This is a genomic window from Candidatus Alkanophaga liquidiphilum (genome assembly GCF_053996935.1).
Genome location: NZ_JBMXYC010000054.1, coordinates 12,687 through 32,005 on the forward strand (window position 1 = coordinate 12,687; position 19,319 = coordinate 32,005).

General features: G+C 52.9%; 14 protein-coding genes and 1 pseudogene. 3 read left to right on the forward strand and 12 right to left on the reverse strand.

Annotated elements, in window-relative coordinates:
* The first annotated feature begins 173 nt into the window (after positions 1-173).
* Together ACXJJA_RS07275 and ACXJJA_RS07280 are read left to right on the forward strand one after the other, a co-directional pair.
* Positions 174-1,232 (forward strand): RRXRR domain-containing protein, encoded by a 1,059-nt coding sequence (locus ACXJJA_RS07275; RefSeq protein WP_456487549.1) that lies wholly within the window; start codon positions 174-176, stop codon positions 1,230-1,232.
* Between the two features lie 4 nt (positions 1,233-1,236).
* Entirely contained in the window at positions 1,237-3,108 is a 1,872-nt protein-coding gene (locus ACXJJA_RS07280; protein ID WP_456487550.1) for a threonine--tRNA ligase, read from the forward strand.
* Positions 3,109-3,146: 38 nt separating this feature from the next.
* Here ACXJJA_RS07280 and ACXJJA_RS07285 read toward each other — a convergent pair whose 3' ends face one another.
* From ACXJJA_RS07285 to ACXJJA_RS07315, 7 genes and pseudogenes are all read right to left on the reverse strand, one after another.
* Positions 3,147-3,506: an Hsp20/alpha crystallin family protein gene (locus tag ACXJJA_RS07285; RefSeq protein ID WP_456487551.1), complete on the reverse strand. Its 360-nt coding sequence runs from the start codon at positions 3,504-3,506 to the stop codon at positions 3,147-3,149.
* Positions 3,507-3,552: 46 nt separating this feature from the next.
* A complete protein-coding gene (locus tag ACXJJA_RS07290; protein WP_456487552.1) occupies positions 3,553-4,302 on the reverse strand; it encodes a proteasome assembly chaperone family protein in 750 nt (249 codons plus the stop codon).
* Between the two features lie 68 nt (positions 4,303-4,370).
* Positions 4,371-5,114 (reverse strand): class I SAM-dependent methyltransferase, encoded by a 744-nt coding sequence (locus tag ACXJJA_RS07295; RefSeq protein ID WP_456487553.1) that lies wholly within the window; start codon positions 5,112-5,114, stop codon positions 4,371-4,373.
* A 16-nt stretch (positions 5,115-5,130) separates the two neighbouring features.
* Complete coding sequence (locus ACXJJA_RS07300; protein WP_456487554.1) at positions 5,131-8,232, reverse strand: FAD-dependent oxidoreductase; 3,102 nt, start codon at positions 8,230-8,232, stop codon at positions 5,131-5,133.
* A gap of 157 nt (positions 8,233-8,389) precedes the next feature.
* Positions 8,390-8,674: pseudogene (locus ACXJJA_RS07305) on the reverse strand (transposase); the annotation flags it as partial.
* Between the two features lie 449 nt (positions 8,675-9,123).
* Positions 9,124-10,779: a hydrogenase iron-sulfur subunit gene (locus ACXJJA_RS07310; protein ID WP_456487555.1), complete on the reverse strand. Its 1,656-nt coding sequence runs from the start codon at positions 10,777-10,779 to the stop codon at positions 9,124-9,126.
* Positions 10,776-14,204, reverse strand: coding sequence for an FAD-dependent oxidoreductase (locus tag ACXJJA_RS07315; protein ID WP_456487556.1), 3,429 nt, complete (start codon positions 14,202-14,204; stop codon positions 10,776-10,778). Before ACXJJA_RS07315 ends, ACXJJA_RS07310 begins: the two co-directional genes overlap by 4 nt.
* A 96-nt stretch (positions 14,205-14,300) precedes the next feature.
* Here ACXJJA_RS07315 and hisF point away from each other — a divergent pair, with 96 nt between their 5' ends.
* Entirely contained in the window at positions 14,301-15,140 is an 840-nt protein-coding gene (hisF, locus tag ACXJJA_RS07320) for an imidazole glycerol phosphate synthase subunit HisF (protein ID WP_456487557.1), read from the forward strand.
* Between the two features lie 78 nt (positions 15,141-15,218).
* Here hisF and ACXJJA_RS07325 read toward each other — a convergent pair whose 3' ends face one another.
* The 5 genes from ACXJJA_RS07325 to ACXJJA_RS07345 all read right to left on the reverse strand — a co-directional run bounded on the left by ACXJJA_RS07325 (position 15,219) and on the right by ACXJJA_RS07345 (position 19,187).
* Positions 15,219-16,586: a replication factor C large subunit gene (locus ACXJJA_RS07325; RefSeq protein ID WP_456487558.1), complete on the reverse strand. Its 1,368-nt coding sequence runs from the start codon at positions 16,584-16,586 to the stop codon at positions 15,219-15,221.
* Position 16,587: 1 nt separating this feature from the next.
* Positions 16,588-17,136, reverse strand: a complete 549-nt coding sequence (locus ACXJJA_RS07330; RefSeq protein ID WP_456487559.1) for an AAA family ATPase — start codon at positions 17,134-17,136, stop codon at positions 16,588-16,590.
* Positions 17,137-17,164: 28 nt separating this feature from the next.
* On the reverse strand, positions 17,165-18,121 hold the full coding sequence (gene pyrF, locus ACXJJA_RS07335) for an orotidine-5'-phosphate decarboxylase (RefSeq protein WP_456487560.1): 957 nt from the start codon (positions 18,119-18,121) through the stop codon (positions 17,165-17,167).
* 54 nt (positions 18,122-18,175) lie between these two features.
* Positions 18,176-18,367, reverse strand: coding sequence for a 4Fe-4S binding protein (locus ACXJJA_RS07340; protein ID WP_456487561.1), 192 nt, complete (start codon positions 18,365-18,367; stop codon positions 18,176-18,178).
* Between the two features lie 568 nt (positions 18,368-18,935).
* The gene (locus tag ACXJJA_RS07345; protein WP_456487562.1) at positions 18,936-19,187 is read right to left on the reverse strand and encodes a hypothetical protein; all 252 of its coding nucleotides are present in this window, start codon (positions 19,185-19,187) and stop codon (positions 18,936-18,938) included.
* Between the last annotated feature and the right edge of the window lie 132 nt (positions 19,188-19,319).

Genomic DNA, 19,319 nt, shown 5'->3' on the forward strand with positions numbered 1-19,319 from the left:
GGGGGCTCCGGAAGGAGCAGCCGCCCCGGGGGCTACAAGCACCCCGGGATGCGTCAAACGCCCCAGTCCCGGGCACTGCTGGGCTTGGCAGGCTCGGTGTTGCCGTCGGACAACTAAGCCGCCGGGGCAACCCCGAGGGGCGCTAAACTCCTCATCGAGAGGAGGGTTATACCGTGCAAAACCCAAGAGTTCCTGTAGTAGGGAAGGAAGGGAAGCCGAGGATGCCGACGAAGGCATCAAGGGCGAGGAGGTGGATTAAGCAAGGAAAAGCGATACCAAAGTGGTCAAAACTGGGAATATTCTATGTTCAGCTCACCGTGGCCGCGGGGGATGAAGCGCAGGATGTAGTGCTGGGTTTGGATCCGGGTTCAAAGTTCGATGGTGTAGCGGTTGTATCCGCAAAGGAGGTCTTGCAGACGGGAATGCTTGAGCTTCCAAAGGGGATAGCTAGAAAGATGGAACAAAGAAGGCGGCAGAGAAGATTCCGCAGATACAGGAAGTGCAGAAGGCGCCCATGCCGGTTTAGCAATCGCAAGCGCAGAGAGGGGTGGATTGCGCCTTCGCAGAAGGCAAAGGTGGATTTCAGGCTGAAAATTGTAGAAGAGCTAAAGAAGCTGTATCCGATTAACAAGGCGGTGGGGGAGGATGTCAGGTTTGACCACTATCGCAAGAGGGGGGGCAGACACTTCTCCACTGTTGAAATAGGGAAGACCAAAGTGTATAACACGCTACGAGCTTGGTTTGGAGAGCCGAAACTCGTAGAAGGCATAGAAACAGCGAGGCTCAGAAAAGAATATAACGCCAAAAAAGCAAGAGATAAAAGAGAGCGCTCTATAAATTCACATGCCATAGATGCGTTGGTTATTTCGGCAAACGAAATAGGGCTGAAAAAATTAAAAGTGCCGTCCTTCTTCGTCTGGAAACGGTATCAATATCCGAGAAGGCAACTCCATAAATTCCAGTTTGAGAAGGGAGGAAGAAGGAGGAGAGAAGGTGGAAGCATGAGCTTAAGTTTCAAGAAGGGGGATGTAGTGTTGTGGAGAGGCAAACTGGCAAGAGTAGGCGGTTATCTTGAGCACAGAAGAACAATCTCCCTACACACTTTCGACGTGGACAACAAACGCTTTACGCAAAATGCAAAACCAGAGGATTGCATAAGGCTGTTCAACCAGCGCATCATGTATACCGCAATTCCTCCCAGCTCTAAAGAGCTTCCTTGCGGGGAGGTGTGAGGGTATGCAGCTACTCCTGATACACGCAGACTTCATGGAATACGAAGCTAAGGAGCGGACGAAGGTCGCTGAGGACATCGAGGATGAGAGGAAGCGAAGGCGTGTCGAGGAGGTTCTTGCGGTGCTCGTTGCTGTGGAGAGCGGCGACGATGACGCCGTCGTTGAACAAGCAGCTCAAGAGACCCTCGGTGTCGCACGCACCGTGCACGCAAAAAACATTTTGATATATCCTTATGCTCACTTGAGCTCGAATCTGGCGGCGCCGGAACTCAGCGTTAACCTTCTAAAAGCGTTGGAGGAGCGTCTCAAAAACTATGAATTTGAAGTGCACAGGGCGCCGTTCGGCTGGTATAAAGCGTTCACACTCCGCTGCAAAGGGCATCCACTCTCGGAACTTTCAAGAAGAATCAGGGGGCGGCATGAATCCGCCGCTCTGAGAGCGGAGGAGCGTGGTGAGTCTCGTTTTTATATTATGGACTGTGATGGCACGCTCCACGAGCCGCAGAGCTTCGACTTCTTAGGGCTTGAAAACCTACGCAAGTTTTACGAATACGAGGCGGCACGCAGCCGTGTCGTTGACAGGATGCCGCCGCATGTCGAGTTGATGCGGCGTCTCGAAATCGCCGACTACGAACCTTCGTCAGACCCCGGAAACCTGCGGTTCTACCCGAGGGGCACGCTCATAAAAGAGCTCATAAAGAGCTATGTCTCGCAAGCGCTCGAAGAATGCGGAGCGATGCGGGTAGAAACGCCGCTCATGTATTCCATGGACCATCCGACGCTGCGGAGTTACCTCGATAGGTTTCCAGCACGACAATACTCCGTCAGCAAGCTCCCAGAGGAGAACCATAGCTTGTTTTTGAGGTTTGCGGCGTGCTTCGGGCAGTTTATGATGGGCAAGGATATGGAAATCTCATACAGGCATCTTCCTCTGCGGATGTTTGAGATAGCATCGAGCTTCAGGCTGGAGAAGCGTGGTGAGCTGGTTGGGCTCCGCCGCCTCCGCAACTTCACGATGCCGGACATGCACACGCTCTGCAAAGACATGGAGCAGGCGGTTGAAGAGTTCCGCTCGCAGTTCCGTCTCTGTATGAATGTTCTCCGAGGCATAGGCTTCAACACGAGCGATTACGAGGTTGCGATCCGCTTCACTAAGGACTTTTATGATGCGCATAAAGACCTCATCGAGAGTCTCGTCTCGATGGTGAACAAGCCCGTCCTGGTGGAAATCTGGGAGCGCCGCTTCTTCTACTTCGTGCTGAAGTTCGAATTCAACTTCGTGGACGCCTTGAGCAAGGCTTCGGCGCTGAGCACCGTGCAGATAGACGTGGAGAACGCCAAACGCTACAACATTACATACGTGGATGCTAACGGCGAGAAGAAATTCCCGATAATCCTGCACTGCTCACCAAGCGGTGCACTGGAGCGTTGCGTTTACGCTCTCCTTGAAAAGGCGTATATGAAGATGGAGAACGAAGGTCGGTTACCAACGCTTCCGCTCTGGCTCTCACCGACACAGCTCCGTATCATACCCGTGGCGGATAGGCACGTCGGCTTCGCTGAGAACATTTTAAAGGGCTTTGAGGGCGTCCGTGCGGACTTGGACGATAGGGACGAAACCGTTTCGAGGAAGATACGGGACGCCGGACGGGAGTGGGTTCCATACGTGGCGGTCGTCGGCGACAAGGAACTTGAAAACAACATCCTCACGGTAACAGTTCGTGAAGAATCGAGCATGAAGGAACAGAAACGTATAGGAATAACAGCTGAAGAGCTAAAAGAACGAATGAAAAGGGAAACGGAGGGCTTCCCGTTCCGAGTCTTGCCGCTGCCACAGCGACTCTCAAAAAGACCGAAGTTCGTGGGCGCAAGCTAACGTGGCTATGGATGGTTGGGAACAGCCAGCGGTTAGGATTACTCCACTTTTATAGGGACATGCCGCCGCACTTTAGGGAGAGTGATTCTGAGGACCCCGTTTTTGAAGGTAGCAGACACCTCGTCGGGATTTACCTTTTCTGGGAGATGGATTTGCTTCTTGAAGCGGCTGAAGGTTATTCTTCGTTGGATGGAGCCCCAGCGTTCCCAAGAAACTGCACTCCGCATCTCCGCAGAGACCTCAAGCATGTTCTCGGTAACATAGACTTTTATATCGTCCTTGCGCACATAGGGCAGGTCTATGGTCACCACGATTTCGTTCTCCCGATTTTCCATCTCATAAAGCGGTTCCAGGCAGCCATCATGCCTCCACATCGCCCATATATCCTTCTTAAGCATGCTCCCTCTCCTAATAGTATTTTTATGGCTTAGACATGACTTAAATTTATCTATACATGATTGGAAGGTCTTGCTCCATGTTCTTTTGCATTTCCGCAAGCGACGTGCTCGTCTGCCGCATCAGATCCCTCGCCTTCAGCTTTATCTCTTCCGCCCTCTCCAGAAGCTCTCCCAGCTCTATTTCAAGCCCTGTCATCCTCTCCAGCGTGCGGAGGGCAGCTGCTGCCGCTCCGGGGTCTGGATAGACAGGAAAGCACTGCGCAAGCAGCGAGACCGCGGGCACGCCTCGCTTCTGACATTCCTTGAGAAGCACGGCGTAAGTTCCGACAATGAAGCCCTCAAGCATCAGCTCTACGCCTTTCTCCTTCAGCCTCGTGACCGCATCCTCGCAGTTCCCGACGCCAACGACCTCTGGCTCCTCGATCTCAAGCCGGTTCGGCGCCGGCAGCCCCGTGATTGAAACAACGAACCCAACGTCCCTCTCTTTGAACCAGTCGGTCAGTGCCCTCGTCAGAGGATAAACGGCGGCGGGTGGGATTGCAACTTCGGATAGAATTGCAAGAACGCCCTCATCGCTCCCGTATATCCTGACAGGGCTCTTCAGCTCGCCGTCGTGGATCACCATCAGCGGCGGGAAAAGTTCGGACTCCACGTAGCCTATTTCTCTGAATTCAAGCTTATCCACGAGGTATGAAACGGCAATCGTGCCGACCAATCCGACGTCCGGCAAACCCTCCACCACTACCGGCTTCTCAAACCTTACCTCCTCTTCCTCTATAACACTTACTTCCCCCATAAAACCCCCTAAGATATGCTTGGAACATTTTCTATTTTAAGGGTCTCGCACGTCGGCTCCAAAATTCATTACGAGTATTTCTTTGCACATAACAAAAACCATGTCGAAAACAGAGAAGGAAATACTTTTGGGAGTTTTAGCAGATGGACAACCCTTAGCAGCCAATTAAACCTCGTATATGTCGGGTTGACAAAGTAAGGTTGGAGATAGGGGCGGAATGTTGTTGTTTTAAACCCTGTCAATTGTAATACCTTTCTTATCTTATTCGCAGAGAAGAACCTAATGTGTTCGGAAAACAAGAATTCTGGCGTCCTTCTCTCGCTTATTTCTGCCGCATCCATCAACTCTCCCGTGAGAAGGAATATTATCCTGCTATAAATGTTAGCGGCATTTGGAACTGAAACTAATAAAATACCATCATCTTTCAACACCCGCCCTGCCTCTCTTAATACACGAATTGGGTCAAAAAGATGCTCTAATATATCAAGCGCCAGGATCACGTCAAAACTCTTATCTGGAAAGGGTATACTTTCTAAATTTGAAACGACGGCTTTGATGCCTCTTCTCCTCGCCTCCTCTATCGCTGACTCTGCTATATCCAATCCGAATACTTCATTGTCGCCAACCAAGATGGAAGAAACATAACCATCCCCACAGCCCACGTCCAATACCTTCTTACCCCTACCCACATGCTCCTTTATAAATGCTCTCTTATCCTCTAACTGGGGACCTTGTATTACTCCTCCCCTCTCCCAGTAATCCTCATAATACTCTTTCTGTCTATTCCGCTCTCCCCACGCGTGCAATTTCACCACATCCACGTGTCGGTTAGCTTCCGTGTAATTCGAACAAGCCTTTTACCTGCGCCGCAATCTCCGCATTTTCAAAGCGTCCTTGCTCGAGAGCGCCGGTGGGGCAAGCGGCGACGCACGTCCCGCAGCCCTTGCAGAGCGCCTCCACGAGCTTCGCCTTTCCCCCCTCGAGCGAAATCGCACCGTACGCGCACTGCGCAACGCAAAGCCCGCAGCCGACACATTTTGAAACATCCACCCTTGCGACAATGCCCTCAGTTTCGATCTCCTCCTTAGACAGGATTATACAAGCGCGAGCAGCCGCCGCCGACGCCTGTGAAATGCATTCTTCAACTAGCTTTGGGGAGTGGGCGGTGCCACAGAGGAAAATACCGTCAGTCGCAAAGTCCACCGGCCTTAGTTTCATGTGTGCCTCGAGGAAGAAGCCGTTGCTGTCCAGCGGCACCCTTAGCATCTCAGAAAGTCTCTCGTTCGTTTCACACGGCACGAGTGGCGTGCTCAGCACGAGGAAGTCGGGCTTAAGCTCGAAGTCTCGACGGAACAGCGTGTTATAACCCTTTAGAGCGCCGCCATCAAAAGTTGGTTCACCCTCGCATCTTATGAAGACGACGCCCAGCTCTTTCGCCCTCAAGTAAAGGTTCTCAAGCTTTCCGTATGTTCTCATGTCCTCATAGAGCACGTAAACTTTAGCGCCGAGCTGCCTCGCACGAATAGCGTTCTTCACGGCGACAACGCAGCAAATCCGTCCGCAGTATGGACGCTCGTCGTTGCGGGCACCGACGCACTGTATCATCACGACCGTTTTGCCTTTGAGCCTCGCTGCATCGTTCTCGCCGCCTTGCTTAGCGTCAGCTAAGATTTTTTCAAACTCAAGCTGCGTCATTACCTGCTCATCTTCGCCATAACGGTAGTAGCCGTGCGGTTTGAGGAGCTCGGCGCCCGTTGCGATCACAATGACGCCGACTCTTAAATCACGGCGCGGCTGCGAGCTGACACGCACGCAGACCTCGAAATTCCCAACAAAGCCCTGCACGCTCTCGACCTCAGCACTCTTAAGCACTTCTATGCGCTCGTGCCTTTCCACCTTCTGCACCAGCTCATCCAAGATCGCAGAAGGCTCCGTGCCGTCATGAAGCTCGGATATTCGGCGGAGCATACCACCAAGCTCACCTTCTTTCTCCACGAGGAAAACTCTGAAGCCTTGTTCTGCAATGTCGAGCGCCGCCGTCATCCCAGCGACGCCCCCGCCGATAACAAGAGCGACAGGCGTCACCGGAACCTTCCCACGCCTCAGTGGCTTTAAAAGCCTCGCCTTCGCCACGCCCATCCTTATTAAGTCTTTCGCCTTCTCAGTAGCTTCTTCAGGCGTCCTCGCATGTGTCCACGAGCACTGCTCTCGAATGTTTACGAACTCGAAAAGGTAGGGATTCAGACCGGCTTCCGTAAGAGTGTTCTGAAAAAGTGGCTCGTGCGTCCTCGGCGTGCACGCCGCCACGACCACCCTGTTCAAATCGTGCTCATCTATCGCCTTCTTAATTAGCTCGTTCGTCTCATGCGAGCATGTATAAACGCTTACGTTCGTGAAGACTACGCCCGGCAGCTTTTTAACATATTCCGCAAGCGCCTTCACGTCCAAAACGCCAGCAATATTCGTGCCGCAGTGGCAGATGAAAACGCCGATTCTTGGAGGCTTCCCTGAAATGTCAACTTCTGGCGGCAACTCTTTTTCGGTAACAAGAGAGCCTCTTGCTGCGCTGAGCCGTGCTGCCGCCTTCGCCGCTGCTGCAGAGGCTTGAGCGACGCTTTCTGGTATGTCCTTCGGACCTGAGGCGAAGCCGCAGACGTAGACGCCCTCGGTGGACGTCTCCACAGGCGAAAGCGGAGGCGTGCGCACGAAGCCATCCTCATCGGTCTCAAGCTTGAGTTTGACGGAGTGGGGGAGCAACGCCGTGCACAACACCGCCAAATCTACTTTCAGGCGTCGGAGCTCGCCTTTCGCCGTGTCCTCATACCAGATAACGATGTTGCGCTCAGCGTCCTCCTCAAGCTCACCGGGGCGTGCCCGCACGAAATTTATCCCGTAATTGGCGGCAGCACGCCGCACAAACTCCTCAAACCCCTTCCCAAACGCCCGTAGGTCAACGTAGAAAATATAAACCTCCGCGTTGGGGTAGTGTTCCTTCAGGAGGATTGCCTCCTTCACCGCGAACATGCAGCAGACCGCTGAGCAGTATCTTGCGTGTTTCACGTCACGAGAGCCGACGCACTGAATAAAAGCGACGCTTTTCGGCTCACGCCCGTCAGAAGGTCTGACAAGATGCCCTGCGAACGGTCCTGAGGCGCATATCATCCGCTCGAATTCCATGGCGGTCACGACGTTCGCATACCTTCCGTAGCCGTATTCTGAAAGCGACGAGGGGTCGAAAAGCTCGTAACCGGTCGCCAGAATTACGGCGCCGACGTTCAGCTCCAAAATTTCGTCTTTTTGCGAAAAATCAATAGCTTCCGCCTCGCACGCCGCCTCGCAAGCTGGCAACGCTTCCCGCTCATCAATATCGAGCGACACACCCCGCATCTCCCAAAACTTCTTTAAATAACGCCTCGTGACCTTCCCACAGATGCCTTTGCGCACGTAAAGACATGCATCCGGGTCCACGGCGGCGATCATCGGCACAGCTTGTGCGAAGTAAAGATAAATGGCAGAGCGCTTGCTTCGCCCCTCATCAAATTCGTTAGAGAGCTTAGAGCGCATCCTACAGGCTTCGGCGCAGCTCCCGCAGCCCCTGCATTTGTCCTCGGCGACGAGGCGTGCCCGCTTCAGCACTTTGAGCTTGAAGTTTCCGGGGGTGCCCTCCAGCGAGAGAGGTTCGCAGCCGGTTAAAATCTCAATGTTAGGGTGGCGTGCTGCCTCCACCATTTTCGGAGCTTCGATGCAAATCGAGCAGTCGAGCGTCGGGAACGTCTTGTCTAACTGCGCCATGTGCCCGCCGATGGAAGGCTTTTCCTCCAGCAAGTAAACCTTGAAGCCCTGCTCCGCAAGGTCGAGCGCCGCTTGAATTCCTGCAATCCCGCCGCCGACGACGGCGACCGCCCCTGTGACTCCAGCAGCTTCAGTCATTCGAACCCCCTACAACTATGGACGGAAGCTATGATTGACCCCTTCAATGACATTAAATTCGTCAAGCCCCATATTAGATATAGCTACGTAAAAGGAATATACCCCTTTACCAGAGCCTTCATACGATAATCATCTATTCTCCCGTTATCCCCGGCACCTTCTCCTTATTCCACCAGCGATTAAAAGATTTCAAACCCCTCCCTTCGATGATGAAGGGAGTCCCGCTGGTGGAAATGCAAGTAGCAAAGTTGTCTAAGCCTAAGTCAATCGATAAATACTTGTTGCCTAAATCCACTTTTTCTGGCTCAACTTCATAAACGTGCTCAATTTCAAACCACAAATCCTTACACCTTGGTAGAATTCTCACCCCCTTGATCTTTTTACCAACGACTGTTTTGGGAAGTTTGAACTCCAAAAACCTAACTCCAAACTCCTTAGCAAAGCTTGAAGTATTAAATTTAACCACCCACCCGCCTCCCCTTGCCCTCCCGCTCGGAAGGGTCTTGCAAGCAACAGAACGATAAAACCGATAATCTTCTGCTTCGCCGATGCTGATGTATGCGATCGGAATGCCGCCGCTCTTCTTTATCACCTCGATGTCCTTTGTGTATCTGTTCTCGTCGGTGCCGTCCTGAGAATAGCCCATGATTATTAGATCGAAACCGGAGGACGCAATGAGGTGAGGATCAGCGTTCTGAAGCCGATGAGCCCAAGTCCTGACGTCAGTAATGCTCGGAGCTCTCTCGAAATCGAAATGGACGCCTTGCAAGAGCGGGCAGCATCGCTACGATGAGCAGCAGCACTTTTCCGGTTTTTCGTAATGTTCTGCTGGCACGTAGGGGTCTAGGAGAAACTTGTCGCTGGTAGATGAACATGGCAAACACCTTAGAGCTAACTTAGGCTGCCGCGCAGCGCCGCTGCCACGATCTCCGCAAAATCCTTGACTTCTATATCTATTTCCTCCAGCTTCAAAGGCAAATCTTTACGATTCTGCGTGCACCGGAAGTGCGTCTTGCACTTCGGGCATGCCGTCACGAGAATCGAGGCTTTGCTACGAGCCTCCCTGAGGCGATGTATTCTAAGTTCTTCAGAGACGAAGTCGCAGCTCGCCCATGCGCTCGTTCCACAGCATTGCGCGCTCTCCTTCGAATCCTCAAATTCCACGAGTCGCACGCCCTTTATTCTAGAAAGCACGTTCCTCGGAGCGTCGTAGATGCCAAGATGCCTACCCAGCCTACATGGGTCGTGATATATGACTCTCAGCTCCGTAACCTCTCGTCCTGCTTCCCCTGCCGCCGTAACGCCCTCAAGCGAGAGCTCAATGCTTCTTTTTTCCAACTCCTCGCTCAAAAACTCAGAAATATGCATCAGCTCAAAATCCAAATCGCCCAAAAACTCCGGATAATCCTTCTTGAAGGTCCGGTAGCACTCCGCACACGAGAAAATTACTTTCTTGACGCCTGCTTTTTCTATGGCGGCGACGTTCCTCGCAGCAAGCCTCTGGAAAGCTTCGACGTCGCCAGTCCACAGCAGGTCATGCCCGCAGCAAAGCTCGCTTTCCAGAATCACGGGGCTTATCCCCAGTCTGTTCATAATATAAACGACGCTTCTTGCAATTTCTACACCGCCCGGCGACGCCTCGTCCAGAATCACGTCGAAGAACGGCAAGCACCCCATAAAATACATCAGTTCGCCACGCCTCGAAACTTTAAGCCCGTCGAAAACGTCGAACTTCCTTGGCGTGATGTTCTCGTAAGCCATGAGCCGCATCATTCCTTGGAGGACGCCGCCGTGCGCACATGAACACCTGTTCTGAGCGGCGACGCTCGCCAGCCGTCGCATCTCTCTTATAAACCGCACGTAATCCACGCCTGCCGGGCATCGCTGCTCGCAAAGCCCACACGTCAGACACTGCCAAATATTCGTATCGGAGAGCGTCTCCTCGCTCAGCCCGAAAACTGCACGCTCGACGTTAGTCCTCGGCGAGTAGTCCTCCAAAAACCTTGATACTGGACACGAGGCGGTGCACTTCCCGCACTCCACGCAGTAAAACGCTTTCGTCTCTCCAACTATTTTCTCAATTTCCGCCTTTACGTCCGTCTCCGCCGCCCCGCCGCAGAAGGCGCAGGTGACCGGCGGCATCTCCTCTAAATCCTTAACGAACCGCTTCACAACCTCCGCAAATTTCCCCCCTTCCGACGCAGAAATCTCCTCAAACCTCAGTCGCCCACCTCCAATCCCAAGTAGCTCAAGAAGCTTCTGCAGCTTCTCGACTCTGCGCATCGCTTTCTCGTTCCCATTGATGTAATGACATTCGCCGAGGTGGCAACCGGCGACGAGCACCCCCTCGAAGCCACTCTCGAACGCTCGCATGATCAAGCCCTCAGAGACACGTCCCGTGCACATTACCCTTATAATTCTGACGTTCTCCGGGTATTTCAGACGGGACACGCCTGCGAGATCGGCGCCGATGTAAGCGCACCAGTTGCAGCAAAATGCAAGTATCTCAGGCTCCTTTTCACGCGTTGCATTATTATCATTCTTCATCCTTCCACCCCCGCCGCCGTGGCAGCAGCCTCGGTCATCGCCATCAGTTGTTCGTCTTTAAAGTGTCGCATGTTCATCGCGCCGACGGGACACGCCGCAGCACAAGCGCCGCAACCCTTACAGAGCGTCTCGTCCACGCTCGCAACCTTCGTCAGCAGCACGCCAGCCGGCGTCTCTCTTTTACGCTCCACAAGCTTCACCGCACCGAACTCGCAGCTCTCGACGCACGTGCCGCAGCCACGACATCGCAATTCGTCCACGAACGCTATCGTCGGCTCCGTCTCTACGTAACCTTTAGAGAGGAGCATCATAGCCTTCATCGCCGCCGCCGACGCTTGCGCCACCGTATCCGAGATGTCCTTAGGGGAGTGGCAGCAGCCCGCAAGGAACACGCCATCCACCACGGTCTCCACAGGTCTCAATTTCGGGTGCGCCTCAAGGAGGAAGCGGTTTCTGCCGGCGGGCAACTTCAAAGACTCCATTATCCTCTCGCCTCCACGACTTGGCACGAGCCCTGCCGCCAAAACTACAAGGTCCGCCTCGATTTCACGGACGACGCCGAGTAGCGTGTCCTCAAGCCTGACGATGAGCGTGTCCTCGTCCGGACTCTTCTTGTAAACCTCGGCGGCGTTCCCACGGCGGTAAATGACGCCCTCACGCTGCACCCGCTCGTAGAACTCCTCATAGCCCTTCCCGAAGGCGCGGACGTCCATGTAGCAGATGGTGACCTCGGCGTCGGGGATTTTCTCTTTGATGAGGTGGGCGTGCTTCGCCGTGTACATGCAGCACACCCGCGAGCAGTATTCGTTCCCGACCTGCTTGTCGCGCGAGCCGACGCATTGTACAAATACCACCCTCTTCGGCTCCTTTCCATTTATCTCTATCTTACCCCGTGTAGGACCACTTGCCGAACATAACCTTTCAAACTCTAAACCCGTTATCACGTTATCGTATTTTTCATATCCATATTCAGGCTTGAGCTTAGGATTAAACAAATCATAACCCGTCGCCACTATTATCGCACCCACATTCAGCTCTATTATCTCCTCCTTCATCTCATGATTTATCGCATTTCGTTCCCCACACGCCCTCACACATTCCTTACATTCGCTACAAACACTGCAATTAAAGCATCTTTTCGCTTCCTCCACCGCCTCCTCTTCAGAAAGACATAACTCTATCTCTTTAAAGTTCTTTACACGCTCTTCAACCGATAATTTCGGTATCTTATGTCGAGGCTTCTTCTCTATTTCCCTTTCCGGTAATGGGGATATTTTCTTTTCTTCCTTCCTACCCCTTTTGAGGTCTTCACCTCTTAGATACCTATCTATCGAGATCGACGCCTCATTCCCATCAGCTACGGCTTCTACGACGGACGCGGGTCCTCTAACGACATCACCTCCTGCGAAAATGCTAGGTATGTTTGTCTCCAATGTAACCGGATCGACCTTGATAGTCCCCCAGGGCGTAATTTCTACATCTTCAAACCCTGTGAAATCCGCAGCCTGACCGATAGCAATGATTACCGTATCTCCTTCGATAAATGTTTTTCGCTCCTCATTAAATTTTGGCGCAAATCTGCCCGCATCATCATAAACTGAAACACATTCTACCGCCTCTAATCCGATAACCCTTCCGTTCTCACCCACTATCCTCTTCGGTCCTAAACAAGGGTGTATCACCAACCACTCCTCCTCAGCCTCCTCTATCTCCCACTCATGTGCAGGCATTCTGTCCTTTGAGGTCAAATCCCTCGTTTCAAGACAAACAAGCTTCACTTCTTTAGCTCCAATCCTAAGTGCAGATCTAGCACAATCTATCGCGACATTACCCCCACCGATGACGATTATCTTCTCACCGAAATCCTCTATTTCGCTCTGTGCTTTAACCCTCCTCAAAAAGGGTATCCCATAGATAACTCCTTTTAGATTTACACCTTCTATCCTCAATTCTCGTGGTCGCTGTGCCCCGATAGCTATAAAAATAGCGTCATATTCCTTCCTCAACTCCTCTATCGTTTTATCTCTACCAATTTTTACGCCCCTTCGGAACTCTATCCCTAACCGGATAATACGATCTACATCATACTCCACTACTTCCCTTAGCACTCGATAATCGGGTATACAATTGACCATCATCCCTCCAGGGGAGGGATTTTCATCAAAAACAGTCACAGAATAACCTTTCATGAGAAGATTCCTCGCACAAGTGAGCCCTGCAGGTCCTGCCCCTATAATTGCAACCTTTTTATCTTTCGTCGCCTTCACAGGCTCTATTTTCTCCTCCCCCTTCTCCCTCACCCAATCCGCAACAAATCTTTCTAAAGCCCTTATAGCAATAGGTTCGTCTATTTCCTTCCTGTTACAATTAAATTCGCACGGATGGTGACATACACGCCCACAAACCGAAGGTAACGGATTTTTCTCCATAATAAGCTCCAAAGCCTCTTTGAATTTCCCTTTTGATATCAACGCCACATAACCTTGAACATTTGAGCCTGCAGGACAATTCGCCCTACATGGGGATATACTGTCCAACTTTTCTATCGTATATTTAAGGGGAACTGCTTGAGGAAACGGCACATATATAGCCTTTCTCGTGCCAAAACCCATGTTGAATTCATCTGGCACTTCCACCGGGCAAACTTTAGCACACTCCCCACAACCCGTGCATTTCGTCTCGTCCACATATCGTGGCTTCTTCCTCACCCTAACCTTAAAATTACCAACATACCCCTCTACGCTCTCCACCTCCGCATAAGTAATAAGCTCGATGTTCGGGTGGCGGGCGACGTCCACCATCCTCGGCGTGAGGATGCACGCGGCACAGTCTAACGTCGGGAAAACTTTGTCAAACATCGCCATCTTCCCGCCGATGCTCGGCTCTCGCTCCACCAGATAGACCTTGAAACCAGCGTCCGCAATGTCGAGCGCCGCTTGTATGCCAGCAATTCCTCCGCCTATCACAAGGACAGAAGGTATCACAGGCACACGCTTGCGCTCCAAAGGCTCAAGCAACCTCGTTTTCGCAACTGCCGCCGCTATCAGCCGTTTAGCCTTCTCAGTCGCCTTCTCCACGTCCTCATGCACCCAGGAGCAGTGTTCGCGGATGTTAGCCATTTCGAAGAAGTAGGGATTGAGCCCTTTTTCCTCGAGAACGCCGCGGAACGTCGGCTCGTGCATCCGCGGCGAGCACGAAGCGACGACGACCCTGTTTAGGTCAAATTCATCTATGCTTTTCTTGATAAGCTCCTGCCCGGGGTCCGAGCACATGTAAGGATAGTCCCGGGCGACGACCACGCCCTCAAGCCCCGCAGCGAACTCACGTAGGCTTTTTACGTCCAAAACGCCAGCAATATTCGTGCCGCAGTGGCAGATGAAAACGCCGATTCTTGGAGGCTCCTCGCCTTGCTGCCTTTCCTTCATCTCTAAGGTTCTTCACGGCAAACTTACGTTAAACTTTTCGTTTTCCGTCGTTTAGTAGCTTAACTTTTTATTCTCCGCCTGACCAAGGTAAAAGCGATGCTGGCAAGGCGGATAATTCCGTGCTTGGACTGTGACCTTGCGGTCCCACAAGGGCGAGTCGTAAAGGGTATAGAATTCAAGCGGATAAGGTATGCGGGGATCCCGTGGGAGCTTGCCGCAAAATACGACGAGCAAGGCGCCGACGAAATAGTGTTTCTCGACATCACGGCGTCACACGAGCGGCGTGAGACCATGGTCAACGTCGTGAGAAAAACTGCGGAGAACGTCTTCATACCCCTGACGGTCGGCGGAGGCATCCGCAGCGTCGAGGACGCCCGCAAGCTGTTTACGGCGGGTGCGGACAAGGTCTCGATAAACACCGCCGCCATCAAAAACCCGAAGCTCGTCACCGAAATCTCAAAATTCTTCGGCTCGCAGGCGTGCGTCGTCGCAATAGACGCAAAACGCAGATACCTCGGCACCAAAGAAAGGGAGCGAGCGGAGAAGGAAGGTAAAATAATTGTGGAGACATCGCAAGGTCCTTGTTGGTTCGAGTGTTCGGTCTATGGCGGTAGAAAGTTCACGGGTGTTGATGCGATAAGGTGGGCGATGGAGGTCGAAGCACTTGGTGCTGGCGAGATCCTCTTAACTTCTATGGACCGAGACGGAACGAAGGACGGCTACGACATCGAGCTTACAAAAGCTGTGAGCGAGCGTGTGCGCATCCCCGTAATCGCATCAGGCGGCTGCGGCACGCTTGAACACTTTGAAGAAGTTTTCAAGAAGACAAAGGCGTCAGCGGCGCTCGCTGCTAGCATCTTCCACTACGCAGAATATTCCATCGGCGAAATTAAAGAGTTTTTGAGGAGCAAAGGCATCCCCGTCAGGTTTGAGTGAAGCATGATGCCAAAATACTGAGTTAAGAAGAGAGCAAAAGTGTCATGAAAATGACATCTATCCGCCTCCCATAGCCGATCAAGCCTCAAAAAAATCGGACAGGGTTCTTTGCCCTTTTTCAGAGACTTCAGCCTCAAGGTTTGCATTTGCTTGAGCCTTAGCTACTCCAGCCTCTTCTTCGCTTTCTTTTTTGGCCTTCTTAACCTCCACGCTGCCGCCGCCAACATGGGAAATTATTTTCTTCGCCGCTTCCACGCTCATGCCCGTAAGTGCAGCTACGTCCTCAGCGTCCAAGCTGAGTGCCGCAGAGACCTCTGCTGCCATTTTTTCGTCCTCAAACATGACCCTGAGAGGTGGAATTAAGAATTGGCGGGCATAAGCCCTTGAGACGTTGCATTGCTCGCCTATTTTCCCCACAACATGCTCGAATTTCACGGCTCTCGCACGCCACGGGACGCCGTAGCCGCCGCCACGCCGCTTGCGCCTATACTTCTTTTCCCTACTCTTCGCAGCAAGCACGCCTGCGGACATGAGAAAGGATGCATATCTCCACATCCGATAGCCGACACGCCGAGCACGCCACAGGAAAACATCTGCTCGACTAAGCCTGCGCAAGCCTTTCAGAAGCTCTTTCCCCTCGTATTCTAAGGGCATGTTCTCATAGACCCACATTATGGCGTCCTCAGGATTCTCATCGGCGTCGTAGAGCGCATACAATGCCGTAAGCAGGTCTTCTCCGTGAAAAATCTTCTTTAGAGCGTCAAAAATTGTTACCCGCACGTCCCGCCTGCCGACAGTCATCTCTTTGACTGCGGCGACTGCCTGCAGGTCGTTAATCGCAGACCGCAGGTCGCCGTTCGAGTTCTCTGCGACTTCTCGCAAAAGCTCCTCGTTAATATCGAGATGCTCACGCTCGCAAATCCGCCGCAGTAATTTTACGACTGTATCCGTTCTTATCCTGTAAAAGCGGATGAGCTTGCAGCGGTCTCTTAGGGGTCTGGGCAGCTTGTAAACGTCGTTTGCAATGAGTATGATGGGCTGTCTTGTCCTCTTTAAAACTTCAGAGAGCGCCCGCATGCCGCCGTAGTCTTCCCTGCCGTGTATGTTGTCAGCTTCGTCGAGGATGATGAGCCGTTTTTTCTTGCTGAACGTCCCGCTCACGGACGCCGTCCCGACGACGCTTTTTATGACGGGCGCACTCCGCTGGTCGCTGGCATTAAGCTCGATGACCTCCCAACCAAGCTCCGCCGCAAGTGCGTGCGCCGCTGACGTCTTCCCGCAGCCAGGCGGTCCGTAAAGGATAGCAGGCTGCTCGACACAGTCCTTCGCCCACTTCCGCAACTCTTCCACCGCCTTCCTGTTGCCAACAACCTCCGCCAAGCTCCTTGGGCGGTATTTTTCGGTCCATTTTTCTTCTATTCCTACTCCTCCTGCTCCAGCCGCCATCTCAACTCCGCATTAAATTCCCCAAAAGCTCCTTTATCCTTTCCCTAAACTCTTCAAGACTCCCCTCGTTCTCAACGACGATGTCAGCAATTCTCATGGCTTCCGCCATGCCCCAGCCCATCTCACGCTCCTCTCTTCTTTTAAATTCCTCAGGGCGGAGAGCGTCGTCACCCCTCCCTCTCCGCCTTATCCTTTCGTATCTCGTCGGGAACGACGCCTCGACCCGCACGAGCAGGAAATCGCCGCCAAACTCCTTTTTGAATGCTTCGACCTCGGCGATGCCCCTTACGCCCTCAACGACGACAATATCGGCGTTAGCTGCCTTTATTAAAGGGACGCAACGCCTCGCCACCGCATCCATCCCCTCTTTTCGCCTGAGCTCGTTGCCCATTTTTCCAGCATTCTCGTCGGTTAAGGGGAGCCCTCGCCGTTTTAGTTCCGCTCTTATCACGTCGCCCATTGAGATGACGGGGATGCCAAGCTCTCGGGCGACGCTCGCCGCCTCGGTCTTCCCGGATGCAGGGGCGCCGACAAAGGCTATTATCCTCATGAGCTCCAGCCTCGTTTCAGCCGCTCGGCTACCACCTGCAGATGCCAGCGTCCCGCAGCGCCGCCACGAGGTCTTCCCGCATCGTCATCGCAGCTCGTCTTGCCGATTCTTCAAAGCTTTCAGCCTTGAACCGCTCGTCCTTATATGCAAAAATTATTCTTCTTGAAGAACTTATTATCGCCCCGAGGCCGTCGTTGTTGAAGAGCGGAACGACGTCCTCGGCACGTCCTCCCTGGTATCCGTAGCCGGGCACGAGGGCGATGGCGTTTTTAGCTATTTCCCGGCATCTCTTCGCCTCTGCTGGGAACGTTGCGCCGACGACCATACCGACGGCAGAGTATCCGCTGCTGCCGAGCGCCTGCTCTGAAGCGCCCCACTCCGAGACCTTCCGCGCAACCGCCTCGTAGAACTCGCCGCCGCCTGCAAGCCGCAAGCTCTGAAGTTCTTTTGAGGAGGGGTTTGAGGTTTTAACGATGATGAAGACGCCATGCCCCCGCTCGCAAGCGTCCAAGAAGGGTTTTACGCCGTCGTAGCCGAAGTAAGGGTTTACGGTCATGGCGTCGGCGACTATGAATCCCGAAATTCTCGAACGGTCGCAGAGTTCCACCGTGCCCAAGTAGGCGTCGGCGTATGCCTGTGCGGTGCTGCCGATGTCGCCACGCTTCGCATCGAGAATTACGAGGCGACGACGCTTTTTTATATGCGAGATTGTTATTCCGAGGGCGTCGAGCCCGTGGGCGCCGTAAGCTTCGTAGAAAGCCGCTTGCAGCTTATAAGCGGGCACGATGTCGTAAGTAGCATCTACGAGACGCTTGTTGAACTCGAGAAAAGCCCTTGCTACGGCTTCCAGCGTGTTGCCGCATGTGGCGACGGCTTCAGCCTTTATAGCTGCGGGGATGTCAGCGATGCGAGGGTCCAAACCTACGCATGAAGGATTTTCAAGCGCATCCACGAGCTCGATTAGACGGTCCGCAAAGTTACGCATAACATAATCGGAAATCTCATCCTTAAAGCTTTTTACCGAGACGTGCTGTTGGACTTATTTCTTACTTATAATCACAATCGCATCTTGCGGGCAGCTTTTTTGGCACTCCCTGCACCCACCGCAATTATTAGGATTTGCCACTATGGGCCTGTCTTCAAACCACTCCAGAACTCCATAAGTGCAGGCTTTGACGCACTCCTTACAACCAGTGCATCTTTCGTAGTTGACCCTTATCTCTGCAATCATTTAAGTCGATAGCCCTTAGGCGCATATTTCGCTTTTAACTTCTTAAACTCGTGACGCTGCAGGAGGGACAAGCAGTCCTGCTTTCAATCCTTTTCCTAGACGTTTCTGCAACTTTAGAATGATGTGGCTGCTAATCCCCTCCTTAAGGTGGGCAGGGGAGGTGGGAAAAAGTATTTATACTTACGTATGAATATATGACGAGGCTGTGGGTATACCTGCGGTCAGGGGCGTCGTGACCCGCCCGCCCGGAGGGGAGCGCCGTATCTGGCACACTCCCCATCGCGCATCCGGTGGATGCCCTCAATGGAGGGAGGAGGTCACAATGCCAAACGCCCTTATATTTTAAAAGTGCAGCCGCTTACCAATACCCCTGCGAAAAACATCTGAGTCAAAAGCGATAGCAGCTCTGCCCGAGAGCGCAATCAGATTTTCCTAATCGAGGCTGAGCCAAGAATCCCGCACGGCAGCAGGCTACTTAAATGTTCCCGCTCGTCCACACTTCTATGCGACCGACTACAAGCTCGTATGGCATTACAAAGTTGTAGTTCATCCAGTTCCAGATTGCCGTTCACGGCGCAAGCCTCTTGGCGGAAAGTATTTTTCTAAGCCGTTTAAGACCCACGCCCAAGTCGGACGATGATTCCTTGGTGACGGCGCCGTAGAACTTTTCGTATCCGTTGAGACCGGTTTCTTCAGCCTTTCTTTCCAGTTCTGCGAGCAGCCTTTCGACTTCCCTCTCGTTCAGCTCGCTCCACTTCACTTCGACGAAGAGCGCCTTCCGCCCTCGCTCGTCAACGGCGACAGGTCTCCCCGGTGCCACCAGCCTCCTTATTCAGCAGAGGAGCTAAGCGCAGACCGTCGGCGGCGGCGGTCGTGTGAGCGGGCTTAGGAGCCCCCGAGTTTGCTCTCTTAAATCATCTCAAACGCACGCAGTAGCCCGCGTGCAGGAAGA